Source organism: Gemmatimonas aurantiaca T-27 (assembly GCF_000010305.1).
Lineage (GTDB): Bacteria > Gemmatimonadota > Gemmatimonadetes > Gemmatimonadales > Gemmatimonadaceae > Gemmatimonas > Gemmatimonas aurantiaca.
The window spans coordinates 503,527-527,251 of the sequence record NC_012489.1; the positions used below are offsets into that span (position 1 = coordinate 503,527).

Annotated in this window: 17 protein-coding genes; 10 read left to right on the forward strand and 7 right to left on the reverse strand. The window is 64.2% G+C overall.

What is annotated here, in order from left to right; all coding sequences use genetic code 11:
• The first annotated feature begins 28 nt into the window (after positions 1–28).
• Positions 29–724 carry a response regulator gene (locus GAU_RS02240; protein WP_012681929.1) on the forward strand — a complete coding sequence of 232 codons (696 nt, stop codon included), beginning with the start codon at positions 29–31 and terminating at the stop codon, positions 722–724.
• 235 nt (positions 725–959) lie between these two features.
• On the opposite strand, the gene GAU_RS02245 is transcribed toward GAU_RS02240, so the two are convergent.
• Positions 960–2,822: an acyl-CoA dehydrogenase family protein gene (locus tag GAU_RS02245; RefSeq protein ID WP_012681930.1), complete on the reverse strand. Its 1,863-nt coding sequence runs from the start codon at positions 2,820–2,822 to the stop codon at positions 960–962.
• Between the two features lie 183 nt (positions 2,823–3,005).
• On the reverse strand, positions 3,006–4,727 hold the full coding sequence (locus GAU_RS02250) for an Ig-like domain-containing protein (RefSeq protein WP_041265174.1): 1,722 nt from the start codon (positions 4,725–4,727) through the stop codon (positions 3,006–3,008).
• Positions 4,728–4,953: 226 nt separating this feature from the next.
• On the opposite strand from GAU_RS02250, the gene GAU_RS02255 reads away from it, so the two are divergent.
• The 3 genes from GAU_RS02255 to GAU_RS02265 all read left to right on the forward strand — a co-directional run bounded on the left by GAU_RS02255 (position 4,954) and on the right by GAU_RS02265 (position 8,498).
• A complete protein-coding gene (locus GAU_RS02255) occupies positions 4,954–6,570 on the forward strand; it encodes a glycosyltransferase family 39 protein (RefSeq protein WP_169307565.1) in 1,617 nt (538 codons plus the stop codon).
• Positions 6,571–6,582: 12 nt separating this feature from the next.
• Positions 6,583–6,978, forward strand: coding sequence for a fluoride efflux transporter CrcB (gene crcB / locus GAU_RS02260; protein WP_012681933.1), 396 nt, complete (start codon positions 6,583–6,585; stop codon positions 6,976–6,978).
• Positions 6,979–7,097: 119 nt separating this feature from the next.
• Entirely contained in the window at positions 7,098–8,498 is a 1,401-nt protein-coding gene (locus tag GAU_RS02265; protein ID WP_012681934.1) for a dipeptidase, read from the forward strand.
• Between the two features lie 29 nt (positions 8,499–8,527).
• Here the strand turns inward: GAU_RS02265 and GAU_RS20230 are convergent, their stop codons facing one another.
• Positions 8,528–10,696 (reverse strand): methyl-accepting chemotaxis protein, encoded by a 2,169-nt coding sequence (locus GAU_RS20230; protein WP_052574191.1) that lies wholly within the window; start codon positions 10,694–10,696, stop codon positions 8,528–8,530.
• 288 nt (positions 10,697–10,984) lie between these two features.
• A complete protein-coding gene (rho, locus tag GAU_RS02275; protein ID WP_052574192.1) occupies positions 10,985–12,829 on the reverse strand; it encodes a transcription termination factor Rho in 1,845 nt (614 codons plus the stop codon).
• An 806-nt stretch (positions 12,830–13,635) separates the two neighbouring features.
• Here rho and GAU_RS02280 point away from each other — a divergent pair.
• The 4 genes from GAU_RS02280 to GAU_RS02295 all read left to right on the forward strand — a co-directional run bounded on the left by GAU_RS02280 (position 13,636) and on the right by GAU_RS02295 (position 15,741).
• The gene (locus GAU_RS02280; RefSeq protein ID WP_012681937.1) at positions 13,636–14,229 is read left to right on the forward strand and encodes a hypothetical protein; all 594 of its coding nucleotides are present in this window, start codon (positions 13,636–13,638) and stop codon (positions 14,227–14,229) included.
• Positions 14,230–14,350: 121 nt separating this feature from the next.
• Positions 14,351–14,659, forward strand: coding sequence for a carboxymuconolactone decarboxylase family protein (locus GAU_RS02285; RefSeq protein ID WP_083765816.1), 309 nt, complete (start codon positions 14,351–14,353; stop codon positions 14,657–14,659).
• Positions 14,660–14,713: 54 nt separating this feature from the next.
• Complete coding sequence (locus GAU_RS02290) at positions 14,714–15,298, forward strand: hypothetical protein (RefSeq protein ID WP_012681939.1); 585 nt, start codon at positions 14,714–14,716, stop codon at positions 15,296–15,298.
• 89 nt (positions 15,299–15,387) lie between these two features.
• Positions 15,388–15,741 carry a hypothetical protein gene (locus GAU_RS02295; protein ID WP_041265175.1) on the forward strand — a complete coding sequence of 118 codons (354 nt, stop codon included), beginning with the start codon at positions 15,388–15,390 and terminating at the stop codon, positions 15,739–15,741.
• A 303-nt stretch (positions 15,742–16,044) separates the two neighbouring features.
• Here GAU_RS02295 and GAU_RS02300 read toward each other — a convergent pair whose 3' ends face one another.
• Positions 16,045–17,205: a polysaccharide deacetylase family protein gene (locus GAU_RS02300; RefSeq protein ID WP_012681941.1), complete on the reverse strand. Its 1,161-nt coding sequence runs from the start codon at positions 17,203–17,205 to the stop codon at positions 16,045–16,047.
• A gap of 41 nt (positions 17,206–17,246) precedes the next feature.
• Between GAU_RS02300 and GAU_RS02305 the strand changes: the two genes are divergently transcribed.
• Positions 17,247–19,661, forward strand: coding sequence for a penicillin-binding protein 1A (locus tag GAU_RS02305; RefSeq protein WP_012681942.1), 2,415 nt, complete (start codon positions 17,247–17,249; stop codon positions 19,659–19,661).
• Between the two features lie 130 nt (positions 19,662–19,791).
• On the opposite strand, the gene GAU_RS02310 is transcribed toward GAU_RS02305, so the two are convergent.
• Entirely contained in the window at positions 19,792–21,075 is a 1,284-nt protein-coding gene (locus tag GAU_RS02310; RefSeq protein ID WP_012681943.1) for a DUF1501 domain-containing protein, read from the reverse strand.
• Between the two features lie 35 nt (positions 21,076–21,110).
• Positions 21,111–22,952 carry a DUF1800 domain-containing protein gene (locus GAU_RS02315; RefSeq protein ID WP_169307566.1) on the reverse strand — a complete coding sequence of 614 codons (1,842 nt, stop codon included), beginning with the start codon at positions 22,950–22,952 and terminating at the stop codon, positions 21,111–21,113.
• Between the two features lie 145 nt (positions 22,953–23,097).
• Here GAU_RS02315 and GAU_RS02320 point away from each other — a divergent pair, with 145 nt between their 5' ends.
• Positions 23,098–23,637: a hypothetical protein gene (locus GAU_RS02320; protein ID WP_012681945.1), complete on the forward strand. Its 540-nt coding sequence runs from the start codon at positions 23,098–23,100 to the stop codon at positions 23,635–23,637.
• Positions 23,638–23,725 lie beyond the last annotated feature (88 nt).

Sequence of the window (23,725 nt, forward strand, 5' to 3'; positions counted from 1 at the left end):
GATTCTCTCCGCACCGTAGCTTGCGCGCATGCGTCCCGACCTGATCCGTGTCATTCTCGTCGCCGATCACCAGATCGTGCGCGCCGGCCTCAAGGCCGTGCTTTCCACTGCGAAGGACATCACCGTGGTGGGTGAGGGCGGCAATGGCAAGGACGCGCTCGCGTTGGCCGAGCGTCTCGATCCACATGTGATCGTGATGGATCTATCCATGCCGGACATGGACGGACTCACCGCCACGCGCGAATTGCAGAAGGTGAACGCGGGGCGCGTGCATCCGGCGGACGAACCGGCAACCCGTCGTGTGCTGGTGCTCACCATGCACACGGAAGACGAACATCTCGTGGCGCTGCTCGAAGCCGGGGCAGGCGGCTATCTGCTCAAATCGGTGGCAGACCGCGAACTGGTGGACGCCATTCGCACCGTAGCCGCCGGCGACGTGTACGTGCAACCGTCGGCGGCGCGTGCCTTGGCCCGTGGGCTCGCCAAACGCGAAGGCCATGCCGACGAGCGCGCACGTTTCGAAAAGCTCACCGATCGTGAGCAGGTCGTGCTCAAGATGGTGGCTGAAGGGTACACCGCCCCCGAGATCGGTGAGCATCTCACCATTTCACCCAAGACGGTCGACACGTACAAACAACGCATCGGTGAGAAGCTGGGTCTCACGCATCGCACCGACTATGTGAAGTTTGCGCTCAAGCTCGGGCTGCTGAAAAACGACGGCTGACCTTCTGCTCCATCCGATGTCTGCACGCTGTCATATCGAACGTGTCGCGCTGTACACACAGGGCGCGGTGCCATCCGAAACATCACAGCCGCCTGGTCCAATGATCCAGGCGGCTGAAACGTGTGAGTACTGCGCATCGGAGCGCCTCGAATGGCGCAAATGCAAGCAGATCTGTCGTGACTGTGGGCAGATCAACCGGAGTTGTGCAGACCTGTAGTGAACCGCCGGTGTTTGGTTAGCGCTTGGGGAGCGGTGGTTGTGTGCTCGCCGCCTGTTCATCCCGTACCAGGCTCCAGGTCCGCAGGGGCGGAATCACCACATCCAGCAGCACATCCGGTGACGCGTAGCCACCATCGGCGCGCACCTGCGCCGCCACGCTGCGCCGCAGGTCGTCGATCGTATCGCCGGTGTTGCCTTCGAGTTCGGTGAGGAAGCCACGAAACCGCCGGCCCGATTGCAGGCAGAACAGCTCCGTGAGCGCGATTTCGCGCGTGCAGGCGTCGGCACCGCGTTCGTCGATCAATCGTTGCGTGCGGGCCAGTGTGCTGGTGCGTGCATAGAGTTCGATGGCCATGTCCGCGAGACGTTCCACCACCAATTGCCGGTTCAGGATTTCCTTGCGGTGTTTCGTGATGGCTTCCTGCGTGGCCTTCGCCAGCTCCGCTGCGTGTTTCTCCACGTAGGTCACGTGCTTGCGAAACACATTGTGCCACGACGCTTCGAACCGGTCGCGCTTGCCCAACGCCGTCTTGACACGATCGGCTGCAAAACCCGACACCAGGACCCAGTTCTGAAACGGGTTGCGCAGCGCGCCAGCGATCTCCTTGAGCTCCTCGGCCGGACCCTGAATGCCGTTGAGCCCCACGAACAGACGCAGAATTTCATTGGCGCCTTCGAAGATGCGATTGATGCGTGTGTCGCGCAGATAACGTTCGTACGGCCAGGGCTTCACGAAACCGCGGCCACCGGCGAGTTGCACGAGTTCATCGGCCGTGCGCCACACCAGATCGCTGGCGTACACCTTGGCGCATGCCGCTTCGAGCGCTACGTCTACCACATCGCCATCCATCGCGGCCGCGAGCGCGCCAACCATCGACTCGGCAGCGTAGGTCTCACTGGCGATGGTGGCCATTTTGCGCTGCGTGATTTCGAAGTTGGCGAGCGGTCCGCCGAACTGCGTGCGCGCTTCGGCGTATCGTGTGAACTCGCCGAGCAGGCGCTTGCTGCCCTGTACGCAGCCTGACGCCAGTGAGAGACGGCCGCCATTGAGGGCGTTGACCGCCACCCGGAATCCCTTGCCCACTTCGCCCAGCACGTGATCATCGGGTACGAAGAGGTTTTCGTACACGAGTTCGGCCTGCGTGGAGCCACGGATGCCCAGCTTGTGGATAGTGCCGTCCACGCGGAACCCGGGCATGTCCGGCCGGATGATGAACGCGGTGGGGCGATGCACGATCTTGCCGTCGCGTTCGATCGGTGTCTGCGCAAAGGTCGCAATCACACCAGCGCGCTGCCCGTTGCCGATCCAGTGTTTCCGGCCGTTGAGAATCCAGCCGGTGCCATCAGGGCTGCGTTCGGTGCGCGAAACGATGTGCTGGGCGTCCGAGCCGGTTTCGGGTTCGGTGAGTGCGTACGCGGCGAGTGTTTCTCCGCGTGCCAGCATGGGCAGATAGCGCTGCTTCTGTGCTTCATTGCCGGCGATGACCACCGCTTTGCTGCCCAGGCCGCAGTGCACGCCAATCAACACGCCGAGCGATGCATCGATGGCGGCCACGGCGCCGAATACACGGGCATAGGCACTGGCCGAGAGGCCCAGGCCACCGTACGCCTTCGGAATACTGATAGCCAGCAGACCACACTCGGCAAACGCCTGAATCACCGCCTCGTCGATGAACTCCTGTTCGTCGAAGCGCTGTGGATCGATCAGGCCGCTGGTGACCATGTCATTGAGCGCGTCCACCAGGCGTTGCACGGTGCGCGCTTCATCCGGATCCCGCTCACTGAGCGGCGCAGGATACGGCAGCAGGAGCGCTTCGTTGATGTTCCCGGTGAACAGGTCACGCAGGAACGACGGCTTGGTGGCAGCGGGAGCGGACATGATGTCGTCAGCGGAGGGCAAGCACGCAATTGAACAGGCTCAGGCGTCGTCGCGGCGTACGCCGGTGAGCGGCAAGTGAGAGCGGGGCGTTCACACTCATCGTGGTGAACGCCCCGCTGCAAGATAGCTCGTGGAACCGCTATCGGTTCGCGCGTGTGGAAGCCACGCCGCGCGTTGGTCTGTTTACTGACGCAGGGGCGGCGTGGTGGGCGGCCGCTGCACGGTGACGACCACGACGCTGGGCTTGCCCTGCGGGCGATTGTTGCTGTCGAAGGTCTGCAGCGTGAGGCGTGCCGTGCCGATGGTGACGCCGGTGACGTTCACCTGCGTGGATGTCGAAACGGCCTGTCCGATCGCCACACCCGGGAAATCACTGGTCACCAGCACATTGCGGCCGATGAGGGTCCGACCCTGCGCATCCCTGAGCTGGATCGCAAAGGCGCTGGTGGTGCCCACGTTCACCGTGAACGTTTCGGCCACGACGATGGTGTCGACTGGTACCTGCTGAATGATCACCGTGGCTTCTGCGGCACGGCCATCCTGTGCTGCGGCCACGCGGATGACGACGGTGCCCGGCGCGATAGCCGTGACCAATCCGGTCTGCGAAACCGAAGCGCGGGTCGGATCCAACGTGAGCCATTCCAATGGGCGATCCGTCACTTCCACACCCGTGGAGTCAGTGAGGGTGGCGCGCAGTTGGGTGGTCTGCCCTTCGGAGACTGTCACCTGCAGCGGCGTGACGATCATCGACGCCAGAGGGATTCGCGTGACCGTGAGCGTGGACGTGTCGGCCACACCTTCGGCGGTCACGATGACACGGCCCGTTCCCAGCGCCAGGCCTGTCACTTCACCGAGCTGGTTGACGCGCAGAATGCTCGGATCGGGTGTCCTCCAGGTAACGGTGCGTCCCGGTGGAATGGTGCCATTCACCGAGTCCACGAGCACATAGCCCATCAACCGCGGAATGCCGATGCGGATGGAGCCGACCTTCGGAGATATCAACACCTGCGCAATGCGCGCATCGGCCGCTTCGACCGTCATGGTGCAATTCACGGACGGATTGTCTGCTGAAGCGGCGGTGATGGTCGTGGTGCCCGCACGTCGTGTGCTGACGAGCCCCGTCTGTGAAACCGTGGCCACCACTTCGTTGCTGCTGGTCCACACGATCTGGCGGCCCGTGACGGGCAACGAGCTGAGTGCAGAGTCGAGCAGCGTGATGGTCGGCTGCACATTCTGCGAAACGGTGACCTTGCTGGTCAGCGGCGACAGGCGGCAACTCTGAATCGGAATCCGTGTGACGAGCACTGCCGAGGTTCCCGAGATCTGGTCCGTTTCGGCCGAGATCACGACGTTGCCAGCACTGAGAGCAGTGACTCGGCCGCTTTGATCCACCGAAGCGATGGCCGAATTGCTCGAACCCCAGCGGAACGTGGCACCCGGAATGACGATTCCTGCCGCATTGCGAGCGACCGCCGTCAGTTGGCGGACGTTCGTTTCGCGCAGTGTGACCGCGGCCGGGGTCACCGCCACCTGATTGGCGCGTTCCGGTGTCACCGTCACCTGCACCGACGCACTCTTGCCATTCGCTTCCGCCGAGATCGTCGCCGATCCCACGGCGATTGCGAGCACGACACCTTCCGCGGTCACCGTTGCGACCGTGGGAGTGTTGGAGCTCCATGTGACCTTCTTGTTGCGGATCGTGTTCCCGTCGCAATCAAACGCCGTGCCCACAATCGGCGCGGAGCCGTTCACGGGCAGCGTGAGAGAGGTCGGAGCAACGGTGACCGAACAAGCCTCCTTGGGCTTGAGGTCGAGACAGCCGCCAAGGCCGACCAGAAACAGCAGGGCCGTTGACGCAGCAGCGCGCCGGGGAAATGACGCCACAAAAGGGGCAGCGACCCGCATGCAGGTCCGTCCTGTCATCAAAGAGTGAAGAGGGAGATCGTCCACGAACTCCCTGGAAATCTCGCGCCCTGCCGCCGCCCTCACTGTGAGGAAGCGCACAGAGCATACCAAGGGACGCTTGGCGGCCGGCAGCCGTAACTGTCACAGCGCCGGCACCTGCGCCATGCCGGAACCTGAGCGGCCACGGACGGGCGGGCAAGCGGCCCCACCTGCTACTTTCCACGTGATGCAGACCCCGGCCCCTATGCCGCGTTCCCTCGACGATTCCGCTCTTCCCGCGTCCACCGCTCGCGACTGGTTGCCGGTCGCCGGATGGGTGGTCGGAGCGTTGTTGCTGCGTACCGTGCTGGCTGCCCTGGTGCCGCTGCTCCCCGATGAGACCTACTACTGGGAGTGGTCGCGGCGCCTCGAGGCGGGCTACTTCGACCATCCGCCCGGTATCGCGCTGCTGATTGCGTTGGGCACCGCACTGGCGGGCCCGACTGTGGCCGGGGTTCGCGCTGGTCCGGCCATGGCCGCCTTGGTCACCCACATCGCCGCCATCGCCTGCGCCTGGTATCTGGCCGGACGTGGGCCAAGCGGTCTCGCCGCGGCCCGCCGCGCCGCGCCGCTGGTTGCGCTGCTGCCCATTGCCACGCTGGGCCTCGTCCTGGCCACGCCGGATGCCGTGCTGTTTGCCGCCGCCATGGTCGCGTTGCTTGGTGTGGAACGGGCACTCGCGGCCCCCATACGGTCCTGGCATGCGCTGGGCTGGTGGACCCTCGCCGGCGTGGGGCTCGGCGCGGCCTTCGTGGCCAAGTACACGGCCGTGCTGCTGCCCATGGGGCTCGTGATTGCCTGTCTGGTGCACCCGGCGCTGCGCCGCCGTTTCGCTGAACCCGGGCCATGGGTGGCCAGCGTGATCGCCCTGCTGATGTTCGCGCCCGTGGTGTTCTGGAATGCCATGAACGACTGGGTCTCGTTCCGGTTTCAACTGGGTCACGGCTTCAATCCCAGTGCTCGTGGCAACCCGCTGTCGCGCGAACTCGAAATGATCGGTGGGCAGGCCGGACTGGCGTCGCCCATCCTTTTTGTGCTGATGGTGATGGTCGTGGGGCTCGCATTGCGTGACGGCTGGCGCCTACGCGGCAGTGCCCAGCCCACGGATGTGAGCACGCGCCGCTTTGCACTCGCCGTCATTGCCACCGCGCCATTGGCGTTTTTTGCCATCAGTGCGTGGCGCCGTTCCGTGGAAGCCAATTGGCCGGCCATGATCTATCCCGGTGCGATGATGTTGCTCGCCACCAGCGAACGGCCGTGGGCGCTCGGCGCATGGTGGCGACGTGGGCTCGTGTTTGCGGCGTTTTTGCTGGTGGTGGTCACTGCGCAGGCTTGGCGTCCGCTGCTGCCACTTGCTCCGCGCAAAGATCCGATCGCACGGGCGCATGGATGGACCACGCTCGCGCAGGCCGTCGACAGTGCGCGCATCAATCCATTCCTGGATGGCACCGTCGATCAGTGGGTCTCTGCTGACCGCTATCAGGACGCATCCGAATTGGCGTTTCATCTGCTCGATCAGCCCACCGTGTTTGCGCTCAATCTGGGTGGACGCACCAATCAGTACGACGTGTGGCCCAGCGCGTACACGAAGATCCGACCGGGCGATGGGCTCGTGGCCGTGTTCGACGCCGATGCAAAGGGTGATTCCCTCGCTGCTGTGGTCGGGACCTGGTTCGCAGCCACTCGGCAGGGCGCGACGGTTTCCCTGCAGCGCAACGGTGGAGAAATCACCACGCGGCGCATCTGGTTGTATCGCATCGCCCGCGATGTCCCACGTGAGCGCCCCGTTGCCCAGTCGCGCTGATCTGATCGGTCCATGACATCAACACTCAGTCTTTCAGCCGTGCTGGTGGTCGCGCTGGGTGGTGCCTTGGGTTCAGTCGCTCGCTACACGGTTGGTGTGTTGTTGTTGCCGGCCAGTGGTGGTTTCCCCACGGGCACGCTCGTGGTGAATGTTGTCGGCGCATTTCTCATTGGATGTTTTGCGCGCCTCACGCTCACCAGCGAATCGGATCAGTTGTTGCGCCTCGCGCTCACGACCGGCTTCTGTGGTGGCTTCACCACCTTCTCCGCGTTGAGCGCCGAGACCATCGCACTGATGCAACAAGGCCGCACCGCACGCGCAGGGCTCTATGTCGTATCCAGCCTCGTGCTCGGTCTGGGTGCCACCGCGCTGGGGTACCTGATCACCAAGCCGCGCACCGCGCCCTGAAAGCCAACCAGCCCTTCTGTCCAGTCCTGCGGTTTTCGCGCGAAGCGCCGCTGTAAACCCTTTGTTCCTCCCCGATCCCTTTCCTCGGTGATTCACTCCAACCACCGAACCGAAAAGCCATGACCTCACCGACCATCCCCGCCGATCTCGAAGCCTGGTGCACCGCCAACGACCAGCGCGCCCTCGACGAGCTGTTTGCCTTTCTGCGCATTCCCTCGGTGTCGGCGCGATCGGAGCACAAGGTCGACTGCGCGACGGCGGCACAGTTTGTTGCTGACCGTCTCACACAGATCGGCTTCACGACGTCGGTGGAGTCCACGCCTGGCCATCCCATCGTGGTCGGCGAATGGCGTGGCGCGGGCAGCGACGCGCCTACGCTGCTGATCTATGGACACTACGATGTGCAGCCGGCCGAGCCGCTGGAGCTCTGGACCTCGCCAGCGTTCGAACCCACCATCCGAGACGGCCGCATCTACGCGCGCGGATCCGTCGACGACAAAGGACAGCTCTACCTGCACATCAAGGCGCTCGAAGCGCATCTCGCGACACGCGGTGCGTTGCCGGTCAATGTGATTGTGCTGGCCGAAGGCGAAGAAGAAGTTGGCAGTGTGAATCTGGAAGCGTTTCTCGAGCGCGAGCAGACACGTCTGGCCTGCGATGCCGTGGTGATCTCCGATTCCACCATGTTCGCACCCGGCATTCCGAGCATCCTGTCATCGCTGCGTGGCATGGCCTATCTCGAGATCACAGTGCAGGGAGCCAATGGTGACCTGCACAGTGGCATGTACGGTGGCGCCGTGGTGAATCCCGCGATGGCCCTGGCACGCATCCTGGCCACCATGCACGACCGCGACGGACGCATCGCCATTCCTGGTTTTTACGATGCGGTGCGCCCATTCCCCGATCACGTGCGTGCACAGATGCGCGAACTGCCGTTCAGCGACGAGCAGATGATGCATGAAGTGGGCGTCACAGCGCTCGGCGGCGAGACCGGCTACACCACGCTGGAACGTCTCTGGACTCGCCCCACCTGCGAAGTGAACGGACTACTCAGTGGCTACACTGGCGAAGGCGCCAAGACCGTATTGCCGGCGCATGCGATGGCCAAGGTGAGTTTCCGTCTCGTGCCCGATCAGGATCCCGCTGTTGTGGCATCCCTTGTGGACGCGCACGTGCAACGCGTCGCGCCAGCGGGTGTCACCGTGCACGTCGAACATCTGCATGGCGGACGCCCGTGGCGTGCCGATCTGCAGGGACCGATCATCGAAGCCGGCAAAACCGCGCTCGAAGCCGCCTTTGGCCGGGCACCGGTGATCACCGGGGAGGGAGGCAGCATTCCCGTGGTGGGTGACTTCGAGCGCATCCTGGGGGCACCAGTGCTGCTCATGGGCTTTGGGTTGCCGGGTGAAAACGCCCATGCCCCCAACGAGTGGATCAGTGTCGAGAACTACCAGCGTGGAACGAGAGCGGCGGCGGCACTCTACGAGGAGTACCGCCGCCACCATCACCATCAGAGTTGAGCCGGCCCGATCCCGCAGGGCGTGCGGTGTTAGAACGAACCCAGGATATCGTCTGACGAGTCGTCGTCGAACGGAATCAGTTCGGCGCCATTGACCGGGAAGACATCATCGTTGGCCGCGTTGGCTGAGACCGTTGCACGCACACTCTTGGCCTTTGGCTTCGCGGGCGCTGCACTGCGGGTCTTGCTCGTGCTGCGGCTCGCCGTGCTCGGTGGCGGGCTTGCCGCACGACGCGGGGCCGCCGGGCTCGGCGTCGCATAAGAGACTGGAGCCGACGCAACGCGCGTCTGTCCGAGCTCGAACTGCGAAGCCATGTCCTGCATCTCGGCCGACTGTGCCGACAGTTCCGCCGCCGCACTGGCCGATTCCTCGGCATTGGCCGCGGTGCGCTGCGTGAGGCCGCTGATCTGCGACATGGCCGAGGTCACTTCCGCGAGCTCCTTCTCCTGCTCCACCGCGCCTTCTGCGATGTTGTTCATGATCGTGGCGGCGCGCTGCACGCCGGTGCGGATCTCTTCGAGACGACGCGTGACACTCTCGTTGAGCTGCACACCCGTTTCCGCCTTCTGCACCGACTCTTCGATCAGCGTCGCCGTGTTGCGTGACGCTTCCGAGGCGCGGATGGCCAGGCTGCGCACTTCATCGGCCACCACCGCGAAGCCCTTACCCGCATCGCCGGCACGTGCCGCTTCCACGGCCGCATTCAGAGCCAGCAGGTTCGTCTGGAACGCGATCTCGTCGATGGTCTTCACGATCTTGGCCGTCGAGTCAGCCGAGCGCTTGATCTCTGCCACGGCCTGGGCCAGCGCCGTCATGCGCTCCACACCCTGCTCGGTGGTTTCCGTCACCTTCACCATCGCCGTACGGGCTTCGTTTGCATCGGCCGCGTTGGCCTTCGTGCGTTCGTCCACCACCGCGATGCGGTTCGACACCTGATCAATCGCGCCAGCCTGATCGGCCGCACCACTCGCCAGTTCCTGGCTGCCATCACCGATCTCACGCGCTGCTCCGTTCACCTGGCTGATCGCCTGGGAGAGTGAAGCGAACACTTCGGAGATATTCTCGAGCGCGAGGTTGAGCGATTCCTTGATCGCGGCATGCTCACCCACATAGTTGCCCTTCACGCGAGCCGAGAGATCCTTGGCCGCCACGCGCGTCAGCACATCCTTTGCTTCGACGATCGGCTCGATGACCGCATCGACCGTGGCATTGGTGCCGGCGACGAGCTGCGCATACGCACCCTGGAAGCGATCCGGGTTGCCACGCTTCGACAAGTCACCGTGCTTGGCCGCGTCGATGACCACATTGACTTCACTGACCACACCCTGCAGGGTGTCCGCCGCGCCGTTGATGCTGCGCGAGAGGACGTCGTGCTCGGAGCGGACTTCGACCTTGGCGCTCAGGTCGCCGCTGGCCAGACGATCCGCCGCGTGGGCCACACCGCCGATATACGACAGCATGTCGCGGAACGCCTCGGCCAGTTCGCCGATTTCGTCCTTGGACTGGATCTTCACTTCGACATCGAGATTGCCCTGCGCGATGCTGCGGCCCGTCTTCGACATCGAGCGCATGGCGCCGATGACACTGGTCAGCGTGCCCCATGCCAGCACGATCAGGGCGGCCAAGGCGACGACCAGAATCGCGCTGGTGCTGTAGAAGGACGTGCTTTGCAGGCCTACCGCAGTGTTGAATGATGCGTTGATCTGCTCGTTGCGGTCCTCGAGCTCGGCGTTGAGCTGTTTGGTGAGTTCCGCATACTTCGTCTTCGCCACGGTGCGCGCGCCCATCATGTCTTCCATGGCGCCCGTGATCATGCCCATGCTCGAAGACTTGCTCGCGGCGGCGTATTCCTTGAATGCGGCGTGCGTCTGCACCACGGCGGCCGAATCCGTGGTCGCATTGCGCGCCAACGAATCATTGATTGTGGCAAACTTCCGGACGATCGAATCTGCTGCTGAAATCGCCGCCGTATCGCTGGCCGCGACAGCGTCACGCACAATGCGCTGGTAGAGCTCCACCAGGTTCAACTGCTGACGGCTCTGTTCCAGCGCTGGCGAGAGATCCTGCCGAATGGTGGTCAATTCATGCTGCGCGCGGCGACCAAGGACGATCGTCGAGGCGAGCGTGATGAGGAAGCCGAGCGCGGCCACCACAGGGAGGGCCAAAATCTTGGCCCGCAGAGTCAAAGTACGAAACATGGATTCGCTGATTCGCTTCAAGGGACAGCACGGAAGGAATGGACGGCGTCGTCCAATACGGCACAATCAGGGGTATCGGACCATTGGCCCATGCACTTGAGCAAGTCGCATGAAGTGTCACATTGCCGGCCCGACTGTCACGTTGGAGCCGATGATGTGACGATACTCCCGGAGAAGGTCCCGTTGCGTGCCATCCGCATGATAGCCATGCAATCGGGCGGCCATTCCCGTGGGAACAACCGCCCGATGATATCGCACCGTTTCCTTATATATGGATGCTGCGCGTGCTCACAGTCCGTCGAGCAACGAATCGTTGTTGGTGGTGGCGGCAATGCGCTTGATCAGCCACTCCATGCCAGCCTGCGGTGGCAACTGATGCAAACCGCGGCGCAGCAGATGCACCTTCTCGAGCTGATCGGGACGATAGAGCTTCTCTTCGCGACGAGTACCGCTGGTGGCGATATCGAACGCCGGGAAGATGCGGCGATCAGCCAGCGAACGATCCAGCTTGATCTCGCAGTTGCCGGTGCCCTTGAACTCTTCGAAGATCACATCGTCCATGCGCGAGCCCGTTTCCACGAGGGCGGTGGCGATGATGGTGAGCGAACCGCCGCCATGTTGTGGGGCGATCATGCGCGCCGAACCAAAAAACGCTTTTGGCTTCTGCATGGCGGTGGCGTCGAGACCACCAGACATCGTGCGGCCGGTGCCACGATCCACCGTGTTGTGCGCGCGGGCGAGACGGGTGATGGAGTCGAGCACGATCACCACGTCCTTGCCCTGCTCCACGAGACGGCGCGCACGTTCGAGCGTCATCTCGGCCACTTCCACGTGACGCTTGGGCGGCATGTCGAAGCTCGACGCCACGACCTCCCCATAGCCCCACGTGATCATCTCACTCACTTCCTCGGGGCGTTCGTCCACGAGCAGGACGAGCAGCACAGCCTCGGGATGGTTGATGGACACACCTTCGACAATCGCCTGCAACAACGTGGTCTTGCCGGCGCGGGCCGGTGCCACGATGAGCGCGCGCTGGCCGTAGCCGATGGGCGCAATGAGATCGATGGCGCGGCGCGTGAGTTCGGGGCCGGTCTTGGCCGGACGTCCCGTCTCCAGGGTCAGCTTCCGGTCCGGATAGCTCGCCACCAGTGTGTTGAAATCGGGACGCTTCTCCAGCACGACGGGTGACCCGTCGTTGAGCGTCTGTACTTCGATCACGAGATAGCGACCACGATGATCGCGACCGTACGTGACTTCGAGGCGATCGCCGCGCCGCAACTGATGCAGGCGCACCAACGCCGGCGGCATGAACGGATCGGTGGGATCGGGCAGATAGCTGTTCTCCGGACGGCGGAGGAATCCGCCATCACGCGAGGGATCGAACCAGCCGGCCATCGTGCCTTCCACACCGATCGGTGCGGACGGCGACCCCTGTGACGGCGCATGCGACCCGGAGATCGGCGCACTCTCGTTCCCACCCGCTCCGCGACGGAAGCGATTGCGCCCGCGACGGCCATTCCGTTGACGGTTCCCGCCACGATCCTGGCTATCGAACCGATCCGACGACTCCCCCTGACGGTCGGGGCGCTCCGGACGATCGAACGCGCGCTCATTGTTGCGGTCCGGACCGCGGTCATGCGAACGATCGGCGGCAGGGCCTGTCGACTGATGACGATCACCGCCTGGTCCACGATTGTCCGGGCGGCCTCCGCGGCCACGGCGGCGGCCATTGCGATCCCGGCGATCCGGACGATCCTGCCGTTCGTGTCGGTCCTGGCGATCCTGCTGGAACGGCCGTTCCTGCTGAAACGGGCGCTCCGGTCGGGTGTCCTGACGCTCCGGACCATCGGTGCGGTCAAAGGCGCGGTCGTACCGGTTTGGCGCGTCCGGACGATCCGCCAGCGGTCGCTCCATGGACGCTTCGTAGCCACTGGGCGAGGGGTCGCGGAAGCTGGGACGACCTTCGGACGACCCGCCGCGCGACTCATGGCGTGTTTCGCTCCCGTTCTCCGCGCGCGGTTCGGGGCGGCTTTCGGTGCGAGGCTCGCTGCGCGGCGATTCGGCGCGCGGTAGTTCGCTGGTGCTGCTGCTCACATCTGTGCCGGCCGCTGCGCTACGGGTGGTGCGGCGCACGCCCCGGCGCGCGGTTGGCGCGGGGGCACTGTCATTGGTGTCTGCAGCAGTTGGTGCGGACTCGGCGTCCGCTGCCGGGCGTCGTGGCTGGCGCGGTCGGCGAGGACGGGGGGCGTCTGAGCCGCTCCCCTCCGCACTGAGGCCGCTGCCGCTCTCGCTACGGGATTCACTGGACGCGCGGCTGGCGGGCGCGTCGAGGTAGGGATTGTCATCCCCGACTGAGTCGGGGGCTGGCCGGGTGCGCGTGGTGCCCCGGCGGGAAGGACGTTTCGGTTCGGTCATTCGACTACTGCGAGTGATACGTGGGCTCCGAATCGTCGGGCGCGGCCCGATGGGCGGAACACGATGGGCGGAGCACGGCCCTGACACCGACTGCCGAAGCAGCGTGTGCCTGAGCCAACAAGACGGACACCCGGGGAAGGGTGTGGTCGCGCCAGAGGCGCTGGAAATGCAGGGTATTCAGGACGGGGTGGGTCGTGCCGTCGCTTCAGATGGAGAGGCGCAAGGGCCAATCCGGTACCGCGGGGAGGAGGCGTCATGCCTCCCATCGCTCGAATGGGCACCGATGGCGAACCAGTCGGGCCACGCCTCAGCGCATCAATATCGGGCGCCGGGCCATCACATGCTTCGAGGTGCTGCGCTACGATGCAGTTGAATCGTGTGGAGTATTGCGAGCCTTGGGCAATCGCGCAACCCTGCACCACGACGGTCCCCGTACGGGCTGGGTAACACAAACTGCGGTGTCAGCCAGGAAACACCGCAGACGTAGCTACCCCCACGGCCGGGCGGTGTGCCATGATTGAAGGATGATTGCCCCGATCAAGGATATCCCCGCCGCTCTCGCTGACGCGGTCGACGCCTACGAAGCGTCCGGCAACGTTGGCGCCCTGATGGAACGCCTGCACCATCTTCGTGATGGCACCATGCCGGACGCCCTGGTGGCCGCCGCCGAGCCCTGGTTGCACATGCCCGAGGTGGCGGGCCCGCTCTACGAACGGGTCGTGGAGGAGCAGCCGTCCAACGCCCGGGCGCTGGTGATTCTGGCCAACGCCTACTGGCTCACTGGTCGCGGCCCGGAGCAGGTGGGCGAACTCGCCAACCGGGCACTCGGCATCGACCCCTCCAATCGTGGTGCCTGGCATCTGTGGGCACTCACCGAAGCCAATCCGCGCGACCGTACCGTGCGGTGGCTGCAGGTGACGCAGCGCTTTCCCGAGGACCAGCTCGCCAAGGCCGCCTTGGCCGACAATGCGGCCTCGTTGGCCGCCAGTGAGCACGACCGGGAAGCCCTCGCCATGGCCATCACGGCCTACGAAGACCTTTGGGCGAGCTCGCCCACCGAGCAACAGCGCGCCGCACTCGAGACTGCGCTCACCACGCTACGCAACTACACCTTCTGAACCTCCGTGCCAGGCACGGTGTGAGATTTCTGTGACCGATACCACATCCGGCGCGCCGCACGACCACGGTCGTGGTGAAGAAAGCAACGCGCTGGCCGAGTTCCGGCAGTTCCGCGAGCGCATGAACACGCGCATCCTCGGCGAGAACAATCTCGTCATGAACCGCTTCTTCAATCTCGATGGGCGCGCCTACGAAGGCGGCGCACTCGACGTGAAGACGAAGGAGTTGTTGGGACTCGTCGCCTCCATGGTGCTGCGCTGCGATGATTGCATCACCTACCACATCGTGCGGTGCGGGGAAGAGGGGGTCACGCGCGACGAAGTGTTCGAGACCATGAGCATCGGACTGATCGTCGGCGGCAGCATCGTCATCCCGCACCTGCGGCGCGCGGTGGATCGATGGGATGAAGTGGAACGCATGCGCGGGTAGTTGGGTACGCGCGCATGGCCGTTGTGATGCCTGACCCTCACCCGGACATTGACAATGAAGACATGGATCCGTCACCCGCTGCGGTGGGCCGCACTGAACGTCGTGCTACTGCTGGTGGCGCATACTGCCGATGCGCAGGGCCTGACGATGGCGCTCGGTATGGGCAGTGGCAGCGGGGGTGACTTTGCCGAGCGCGAGTCGATAGCCGTGTCAGCCGCATTCGATCACGGCAAGGCTTTTGCAAAGCATGCAGCTCTTGTCTGGCGTGTCGGGAGCACAGCTACCCTACGTAATGGCAGTGACTTGGGCTGCGAGGTACGTGTGGGCGGTGGTGCATGTCCGCCTGCTGAACCGGATCTCTTCACGCTGCATGCGGCAGCCGGTGTGCGAATGGGTGCAGATCGCGCGTCCTTGGCGTTGTTCGCGGGCCCCGACTACTACGGGACACTGAATACACCTTGGGACGGCACTTCTGGCCTTGGCGCACTGTGGGCCCTCACCGGTCACATATCGATCGTCCGGAACGTGGCATTGGGCGCCACCGTCGAACAGCACTACGCGCGTTATCTGGGGCAGACGCTTCGTGTTTCGACACTGATGTTCGCTGTGCGACTCGGACCGACGATGTTCCCCCGATAGTCAGACGCGATAGCCTTGGTGTCGCAATCGCCCAATCTGATTGTCTGACCACCGCGAGCTGACGTCCGCTGATGAACAGGAGGCGTCCGATGGGTACGCGACGAAAGTGCTGGGGGCTGCTGTTGGCTATCGGAACGATTGCATCCAGCGCATGCAGTGACAACGAGGTCACGGTCTGCACGACGGAGCTGCGGGTCAGTTTTCCATCTGCACGCACCACGCTGCGGGCTGGCGATACGACGACCATTCGCGCGCAGGCCACAACGTGTGGAACCCGGGTTGTGCCTATGTCGTGGCAATACAGCGTGGGTGACACCGCGATTGCAAAGATCGATTCCCTGTCAGGCCTTCTGACGGCGCGAGCGAGTGGTACCACCAGCGTGCGCGCGAGTGGCAGCAATCCCATTGCGGTCAACCTGCTGCCGATCTCGGTGGTGCCGTAGTTTCTCCGCGATCAGAGACCGCTCTGGAATGCTGGGTGTAAGGATGGGGCAAGACTACAAGACGCGCGGAACCGCTCTGAAAGCGGTGGTGAACTGCTCATGAGGGGTTGAGTGGCATAGAGCCGCTCGCCTACCAGGTGTGGAAACCCAAGGAAGGGGATCACCTGTCCCCCACACCCATCCCAAAACGCGGTGAGCGCTTCATGCCCAGCTTCGATGGAGGCATAGACCCCGTCGGACTCTCCACCACGGTATGCGCACGCCACATGCGAATTCTTGATAGGCCTGCGACTGACGCCTTGGCTACGGCTTCGCGATGACCTTCGGATTGCCGTCCGACACAAATCGCGCACCCGGCCCGGGCTTGTCGAGCATGTCGAGTGTCGGTGTCAGCTTCGTGCCACCCTGCAGTGGCACGCGCGGCAGCGATGCCGGATTGAACGCCGGATCGTACGGGCTGCGCGCCGGTCCACCGGCCACCTGAAAGACCGCCTCGTGTTTGTACGTGACCGTGCGCTTCGCCTTGGCATCGTACCATGAACCCGAAAGTGTGAGCGCGCGATTCTTGGGCCACACGCCATACGGCAACGCCATGCCGCGCACCTTGTAGCCCGGGACCGCCGAATCGATGGCCATGGCGCCACGCGCGAACTGCTCCTGCACCACGGCATCGGAATACTTGTTCAACTGCGCGTGCCACAAGGTGTGATTGCACAGCTCGAAGCCTTGCTGCACCAGAAACTGCAGCTTCTGAAAGCGCCACGCCGATTTCTGTCCATCGATGCCCTTCTCGCCGAAGAACGCATGCCCTGCGGCAGCGGCGGGCAGCAGGCAGAACAAGCCTTTGGGCTTCCAGTCGGGATGGGTGCGAATGAAATCGAGCAGAATCCCCACCGCACTCGTCGGGTCCACGACGAGCTGACCGTTCTTCTCGATGTAGCGGAACTGACTGGGAGAGGCATCGTCGAACGTGAAGAGCACGGGCGTCTTGCCTGCGGGAATCGCGAACGTCTTGTCCAGAATCTCCGACAGGTTCACCGGCACATAGTCGCGACGGTGCAGCTCCTCCAATTCAGCCTTGAACCGCTCGCGGGACACCTTGTACGTGCCGTCTGCGTCCACCACCTGATGCCATTCGACGATGGGGAAACGCCCCATTTCGTTGGGCGTGCGTGGGCCGCTCGACACAGTCGGGGACGAGGCGCGCGGCGCCGCTCCCTGGGTGGGCTTGGAGGGCGCTGCCGGCCGTGGTTGGGCCTGGCTGGCACTTTCCACGCCCTGGCCACGTAGGACCGAGGACGACGGGGCTTCGGCCCCGGGCAACGACAAGGCACCAACCATCAACCCGGTCGCCGCTGTCCCACTGAGGATACGGGTGACGCGACTGGATGCAGCAAGGGATTCGCGGAGCCGCGCCGAAAGACTGGCGCGGAAGGACTCGGAAAACGTGTGCGGAAACGCCATGACGCCGATCGACTCACTACCAGGGTGCTGCCAGAACCACGATGGACGTGCAACCTAACGAATCGCCCGCTGAGACCGTGACACCCGAAGCGCCAGCCCGTACCGAATCGGTGTCGTGGCGCACGCGTTTAGCGCTGCGACGGCGCATGCGTGCCGTATTGGCATTCCTGTTTTCGCTTCCGCGAAAGCTGTTCCATCTGCTGCGCACCAATCGCAACGCCCGCCGTGTGGCGGCTGGTGTGGCGGTGGCCGGTGCGGTGTGGACCATGGTCATGGGCACCTGGTGGTGGAGCTGCGGCTGGCAGGGCTGTCCCACGCCGGCGCAGCTACAGGCCTGGCGGCCCACCGAAGGGGGGACACTGCTGGCGCGCGACAGCAGTGTGGTGTCCGCGCTGTCGGCCGTACGTCGGGTGAACGTGCCGCTCACGCGCGTGCCAGCGCATGTACAAGCCGCATTCATTGCCGTGGAGGATCGACGCTTTCATGCGCATGAGGGCGTGGACTGGCGCGGAGTGCTGCGCGCCAGTGTGAGCAATCTGCGCGCCGGCAGTGTGCGTGAAGGCGCCAGCACCATCACCATGCAGCTCGCACGCAATGTGTTCCTCGGCAATCGGGCCACCGAGCGTAGCTGGGGACGCAAGCTGCTCGAATGGCGCTATGCGCGCCTCATCGAAGCCTCGTTGACCAAGGAGCAGATCCTCGAGCGCTACCTCAATGCCATCTACCTCGGTAACGGGGTGTATGGTGTGGAGGCCGCGAGTCGTGACCTGTTCGGCAAGGGTATTGCCGATGTCACACTGTCGGAGGCCGCGTTGCTGGCGGGGCTGCCCAAGGCACCATCGAGTTATTCGCCGCGCAACGATCGGGTGAAGGCGCTGGCCCGTCGCGCCGTGGTGTTCGATGTGCTCGAACGGGATCAGGTGGCGGATGCCGCCACGTTGCGCGCGTCACGGCGTGCGCCCCTCAAGTTGTCCCGTCGGGAGTTCGTGCTCACCCGTACGGTCGATTCCTGGGCCGTGGAGGCGGTGCGCAGCACGCTCGATTCCCTGCGTGCTGCGGGCATCATCCCACGGGCGCTCAACGACGCGCAGTTGCGTGTGTGGAGCACCATCGATCGGCGTGCGCAGGTGGCGGCGGAACGAGCGGTCGCCGCAGGAGCTGCGCAAATCGATGACGAACGTTCGTGGAACGGCTTCCCAGTGCGCCGCAGTGAGGACCGCACACAGGGGGCGCTGGTGGCCATCGATCCAGCCACCGGTGCCGTACGGGCCATCGTGGGCGGACGCCGTCTCGAACGGAAGGGATTCAATCGAGCGATGCGCTCGCGTCGGCAGCCTGGGTCGACATTCAAACCGTTCGTGTATGCGGCGGCATTGATGCATGGTTTCACGCCGGCCAGCATGGTCGACGATGAGCCGATCGAAATCAACAGCGGCCGCGATATCTGGCGGCCGGCAAACTACGGTGATGAGTACGCTGGGCGTATCACGTTGCGTGATGCCCTGGCGCGTTCGGCCAATGCGGCCACGGTGCGTGTCAGTCGTGATGTGGGCGTGCCGGCCATCGCTGCGTTGGCGCGTGCGCAGGGTATCACGAGTGAACTGCCCCAGGTGCCCGCGCTCGCGTTGGGCGCAGCGGCGGTCACACCGTTTGAGCTGACCACGGCCTACGCGCCGTTCGCCAATGGTGGCATGCGCGTGACGCCGCACTTGGTGGAGCGGGTGGAGGACCAGTTCGGCCGCCTGTTGTGGGAACGCAAGGCGGTGGCCGCTACTCGTGTGCTGCAGGCTCCGGACGCGTTCCTCGTGACATCGTTGCTGGAAAGCGTGATCGATCGGGGCACGGGCCGCGCGGTGCGCGATGCCGGTATTCGCGGGCCCGTCGCGGGCAAAACCGGAACGACCAACGATGGTACGGACGTGTGGTTCGTTGGGTATACGCCCACGCTGGTGGCCGGCGTGTGGTTCGGAGTCGACAGCCCCCAGCCGTTGGGGTGGAACGCCTCCGGTGGCCGCCTCGCGGCACCGGTGTGGGCGCGATTTGTGCGCGATGGATGGCACAGCCCCGAGCAGGACACTCCCTGGCGTCCACCGGCTGGCATCGAATCACGTCAGATCGATATCGGCACTGGACTACTGGCCAGCGATTGGTGCGGGCCCTCACGTCGCGAGTACTTCCGCACCGGCACGCAGCCCAAGGGCTCGTGCGAAAGCGCCGTACCGTTCGCCATGCATGCCGAGGATCAGCCCGATTGGCGTCGTGGTGATGACATCGACGCCGACGAGTTGAGTGAGGCGATGGAAAACATCCTCGAGGTCACGCGTTCCAACGACAAGGTCCGCACCATCACCGACAAGGTGATGCGCGAGATCAAGCGCGCCGTTGAACGCGAGCGCCGCGATCGTCGTGAACGCGAACGGCGTGTCAGCGAGCGTGGCAACGACGAGCAACGCTAGGAACGTCGGGGGGAACACAGATCACACCAAAACAGAGCAGAGAGCACAGATACTGCAAAAAACGAAACCACTTTGTGTTGGTATCTGCGCGTCATCTGCCTGTTTTGGTGTGATCTGTGTTCCCCCGCTGTTACCCTTTGAGCACTCCAAGCCAGTTCTTCCGATTGCCTGCATAGCCCGGAAACAGCCGCGCCAGTTGGTCTGCACCGAGATGCCGTGATGTGACCTCGGAAAAGACGGCACGGAAGTCTGTGGTGAGCGCGAGGTCGCGTCCTTCGTACAACTGCTCGCGCGCCAGCCCCGGCCACGTGCCAAACACTTTCTGCGACGCGCCGAGTGAACCACCAATGACGAACATCGCGCCGGCGTGACCGTGATCCGTGCCGCCGGTGCCGTTCTGTCGAACTGTGCGACCGAATTCAGAGCAGGTCAGAATCACGACATCCTCCATGCGGTCGCCGAGGTCGGTTACGAGCGCGCTGATCGATTCGGAGAAGTCGGAGAGTCGGTTGGCCAGTTGCCCCTGTGCCGCACCTTGATTCACGTGAGTGTCCCATCCACCCACGTCGGCAAACGCCACTTCGAGGCCGACGTTCGACTTGATGAGCTGAGCGATCTGGAGCAGGCGCTGACCAAATTGCGAGCGCGGATACTGCACGTTGGCGGCGGCCGTGTACTGCTGCGGATTGGCCGAGCGCAGCACCTTGAGGGCTTCGAACATGTCGCTGCCGCTGCCGTGAATGAGATCGGCCGAGCCGGTGCGATATAGTGCCTCGAGTCGGCGTTCCGCGTCGCCCCCCGTGCTGCGAATGGAGAACTCGCTGATCGAGTTCATCGCTACTACCGGAGATGGTCCTTCCAGGATGCGCGGCGTCTGTGTGGTCATGGACACCGCCCGGAACGGCACAGTCTTGCCGGAATCACTCACGGCACACGCTTCACAGGTGCCTTGTACCGCGAGATAACGATTGAGCCAGCCGTCAGTGGTGCCTTTTTGGTCGGGCGTGCCCGTTTCCATGTAGTCCTGGGCATCGAAGTGCGACCGTGTGGCGCTCGGACTACCGACGGCGTGGATGGGAGCCAGCATGCCGCGGTCCCACAGCGGCTTGAACGACGCCAGCGATGGATGCAATCCGAAAAAACCATCGAGATCGATCGCACCTCCAGCGCCGTTTGCGCGTGCCGGCGCCCCGATGGCCAGTTGTGGGCGGGCGGCGTAGTAGTCGCGATCACCGAATGGCACCAGCACGTTGAGCGCGTCGGCGGCGCCGCGCTGGAAGAGCACGATGAGTGTCTTGCCACGGGCGGCACGCGGCAGCTCCATCGCCAGTGCCGTACGTCGCAGGAAACTCGGACTCAGCCCGAGTGTCACCAATGCCATCGCGCCGTTCTTGAGAAAGATGCGTCGATCCATGGAATCTCCAGGTGGTGCTGCGAAGGTCGGTCGGGTCAGCGGCGCTGGAACTCGGGCGCACCGAGAGCGAGGCCCACGATCTGCGCAAATCCCGCAGCAGCGGCTTGTCGTTTGGTGCCGGTGTTTCCGTTCATCGCGAACGAGGTGTCGCTTTCGCTGCCGCGCTTCGCGAGAAACGGGTTGGTGCCGGTGAGCAGTACCTGACGTGTGTCAGCGGACACCGCGCCGCCGAACAATTCCCGGATGACACCATCGACCTGCTGTTCTCGGGGAAGAGCGGCGAGTTCTTTCGATGTCGGCCACGCCGCCAGTTTGACGCCAGGCACGCGGCCACTCGCCACGGCGAGCCCGAAATTGATACGATTGAGAATCGCGCCGGTGTTCATCCAGGCATCACCGGTTTCGGGATATCCGTTCGGCGCCTGATGGCCGAAGATCGGTTGACCGAGTCGGCTTATCAGTTGGGCCGAACGTGGGGTCGAGTCGGGGGTGGCGTTCATCGCGCGCAGCGTGCTCACCACCAACTCGAATGGCGACTTCACCTTGGCGCGGTACGCATCGGCCGAGAAGAACTCTGGACTGGTCACGATGGTGCGCACGACCTCGCGGATATCGCCATTCGTGGCACGGAACGTGGCCGCGGCGCGTGTCACGAGGGCGGGTGGTGGTGAGTCACTGACAAAGCGGCGCGCCAGCTTGGTCGCGATGAACGTGGCCGTCTTGGGGTGACGGGCGAGCAGGTCCAGCACGGCTTCGCCTTCTTCGATCCCGCGGCCAGCGGGAAAGTGCTGTCCGAGGATCGTCTTGGCGCCGGCGTCATGCACCAGGGGCCGGAACACGAAGCTGCCGCCTTGCGCACCGCGATCGAGTGTCCATCCGGTCAGTGCGCGTGCGACTTCGATGACATCCTGCTGCGTGTAACCGCCATCGACACCAAGCGTGTGCAGCTCCATCAACTCACGCGCATAGTTCTCGTTCAGCCCGCGGCGACGTTGTGCAGTCGGAAGTACCGATGCCGGGCGTGGTGGTGCGGCTGTCGCGCGACGGGCCGCGGCCCGCGGATTGGGGGAGCGATTCTGCGTACGGGTGGTTTGCAGTACCGGTCGACCACTGTCGGCCACGCTCTGCCAGTTGTCGAGGTAGTACAGCATCGCCTCACTCTTGGCCACGGCACCCAGCAGATCGCGGAAGTGCCCCAGTGCGTGTGGGCGGATGACCTTCGTATCGAAGGCTGTGAGGTAGTACCGAGTGCGGTCCTTGCCGGAGAACACATTGAAGTGATTCTCCCAGAAATCGACCATCACCTCGTCGAGCTGTCGTTCGGTGAGTACCGCACGAGCGACACGGCTCGACGTGAGCTCACCAAGGAGGATGCTGGAACGCCGACTCTGTTCGCGGATGCGTGCCGAGTCCTCGGCGGTGATCACGCCATTGCGTCGCTGCAACTGCGCCAGCGCCTGTGCTGCCGGCGGATAGTCGGCATAGAGCGCTGCACTGGTTTTGCCCAGCGTTTCGTACGCCGCGAGAAAACCGGTCAGTGTGGTGTCGCCGAGGCGCTCTGGATGCAGTTGTCGATCGATCCAGCGGTCGACCCCCTGCGCACGCACCGCCGCCACATCACCCGGTCGCGGTCCGAAGGCGAGGCGATTGAGCGCATGCTGCACCTGCTGGTCGGCAGTTTGTTCGCGAGCCGCGATGTTTGCAGCGGCTGGCGAGGGGGCAGCCGACGTGCGTATCGGACGGGTGCCATCGGGCCCTGACCCAGCGGGGCCTGACCCAGCGGGCGCCGCACAGCCCACGAACAGGGGGATCGCGATGAAGGCGCTCACCCGACGGCGAAGTGCTGGTCCGAACAGCGCGGGATCACTTCGGTTCACGGCCTGCTCCGTTGAAGTCTTTCGTTTGGACGCGGCACTGTCGGACGCGTTAATGCATCTGGAATGGTCGTGTGTGTGCCACATCATCCAATCCGTGTCTGCCCGACGGCACACCGTCCCTCGTTTCCCGCCTTATCTTTCCGGCATGGCTGCCAAGCGATCGTCCATGTCACCTGCCGCGCTCTTCGATGCGGCCTTCGCCACTGGCACGCTCACCACCATCGGGACCGGTGGTGCACTGCTCGGGCTTGGGTGGCGCGAGGGTGAAGCGGGTCGGGTGTTTCGCCTGGCTGGTCGTGCATTGCTCGAACGGTTCGGATTTGCGTCCGGCACCGCGCCGCTGTCGTCCGTGGCGCTCGGCTACCTGCATCACCTCATGGTGGCCACCGCCTGGGGGGTGCTGCTGGCCTTGTGCGTCCTACCCTGGAGAGGGACAACACGTGTCCTCGTGACCGTTGTCGCGGCAGCAGGGTATGTGCTGTTAGTCACCACTGTGGTGCCTGCACCGTTGCGCATAGGCTACGCTGTGACGGGAAGCCTGCCTGGTGCGGTTCCCATCGGAGTAGCGCTCGCTGTGGCGTTGCTCAGCGGAGTGTGGCTTGCCGCTGCCGACGACCACACGGAAAGCCAGGGCGACAGCCACGGCGATCCTCTTGGTGACACCACAGCGCATGACCCGAGCTGATCCCGTGTCTGATTGGTGACTGTAGTCACCAACAGCTCGGTGTCGTGACACGTTTGCAACGCAGAGTGACGACAGTCGTCGGTCGGGT

What these genes read in the sequence shown, in the direction of transcription:
- GAU_RS02250 (WP_041265174.1), bottom strand. Translation starts at nt 4,727, where the DNA reads ATGCGGGTCGCTGCCCCTTTTGTGGCGTCATTTCCCCGGCGCGCTGCT.
- GAU_RS02280 (WP_012681937.1), top strand. Translation starts at nt 13,636, where the DNA reads ATGATTGCCCCGATCAAGGATATCCCCGCCGCTCTCGCTGACGCGGTC.
- GAU_RS02285 (WP_083765816.1), top strand. Translation starts at nt 14,351, where the DNA reads ATGAACACGCGCATCCTCGGCGAGAACAATCTCGTCATGAACCGCTTC.
- crcB (WP_012681933.1), top strand. Translation starts at nt 6,583, where the DNA reads ATGACATCAACACTCAGTCTTTCAGCCGTGCTGGTGGTCGCGCTGGGT.
- GAU_RS02310 (WP_012681943.1), bottom strand. Translation starts at nt 21,075, where the DNA reads ATGGATCGACGCATCTTTCTCAAGAACGGCGCGATGGCATTGGTGACA.
- GAU_RS02245 (WP_012681930.1), bottom strand. Translation starts at nt 2,822, where the DNA reads ATGTCCGCTCCCGCTGCCACCAAGCCGTCGTTCCTGCGTGACCTGTTC.
- GAU_RS02305 (WP_012681942.1), top strand. Translation starts at nt 17,247, where the DNA reads ATGGACGTGCAACCTAACGAATCGCCCGCTGAGACCGTGACACCCGAA.
- GAU_RS02300 (WP_012681941.1), bottom strand. Translation starts at nt 17,205, where the DNA reads ATGGCGTTTCCGCACACGTTTTCCGAGTCCTTCCGCGCCAGTCTTTCG.
- GAU_RS02265 (WP_012681934.1), top strand. Translation starts at nt 7,098, where the DNA reads ATGACCTCACCGACCATCCCCGCCGATCTCGAAGCCTGGTGCACCGCC.
- GAU_RS20230 (WP_052574191.1), bottom strand. Translation starts at nt 10,696, where the DNA reads ATGTTTCGTACTTTGACTCTGCGGGCCAAGATTTTGGCCCTCCCTGTG.
- GAU_RS02295 (WP_041265175.1), top strand. Translation starts at nt 15,388, where the DNA reads ATGGGTACGCGACGAAAGTGCTGGGGGCTGCTGTTGGCTATCGGAACG.
- GAU_RS02255 (WP_169307565.1), top strand. Translation starts at nt 4,954, where the DNA reads ATGCAGACCCCGGCCCCTATGCCGCGTTCCCTCGACGATTCCGCTCTT.
- GAU_RS02240 (WP_012681929.1), top strand. Translation starts at nt 29, where the DNA reads ATGCGTCCCGACCTGATCCGTGTCATTCTCGTCGCCGATCACCAGATC.
- GAU_RS02290 (WP_012681939.1), top strand. Translation starts at nt 14,714, where the DNA reads ATGAAGACATGGATCCGTCACCCGCTGCGGTGGGCCGCACTGAACGTC.
- GAU_RS02320 (WP_012681945.1), top strand. Translation starts at nt 23,098, where the DNA reads ATGGCTGCCAAGCGATCGTCCATGTCACCTGCCGCGCTCTTCGATGCG.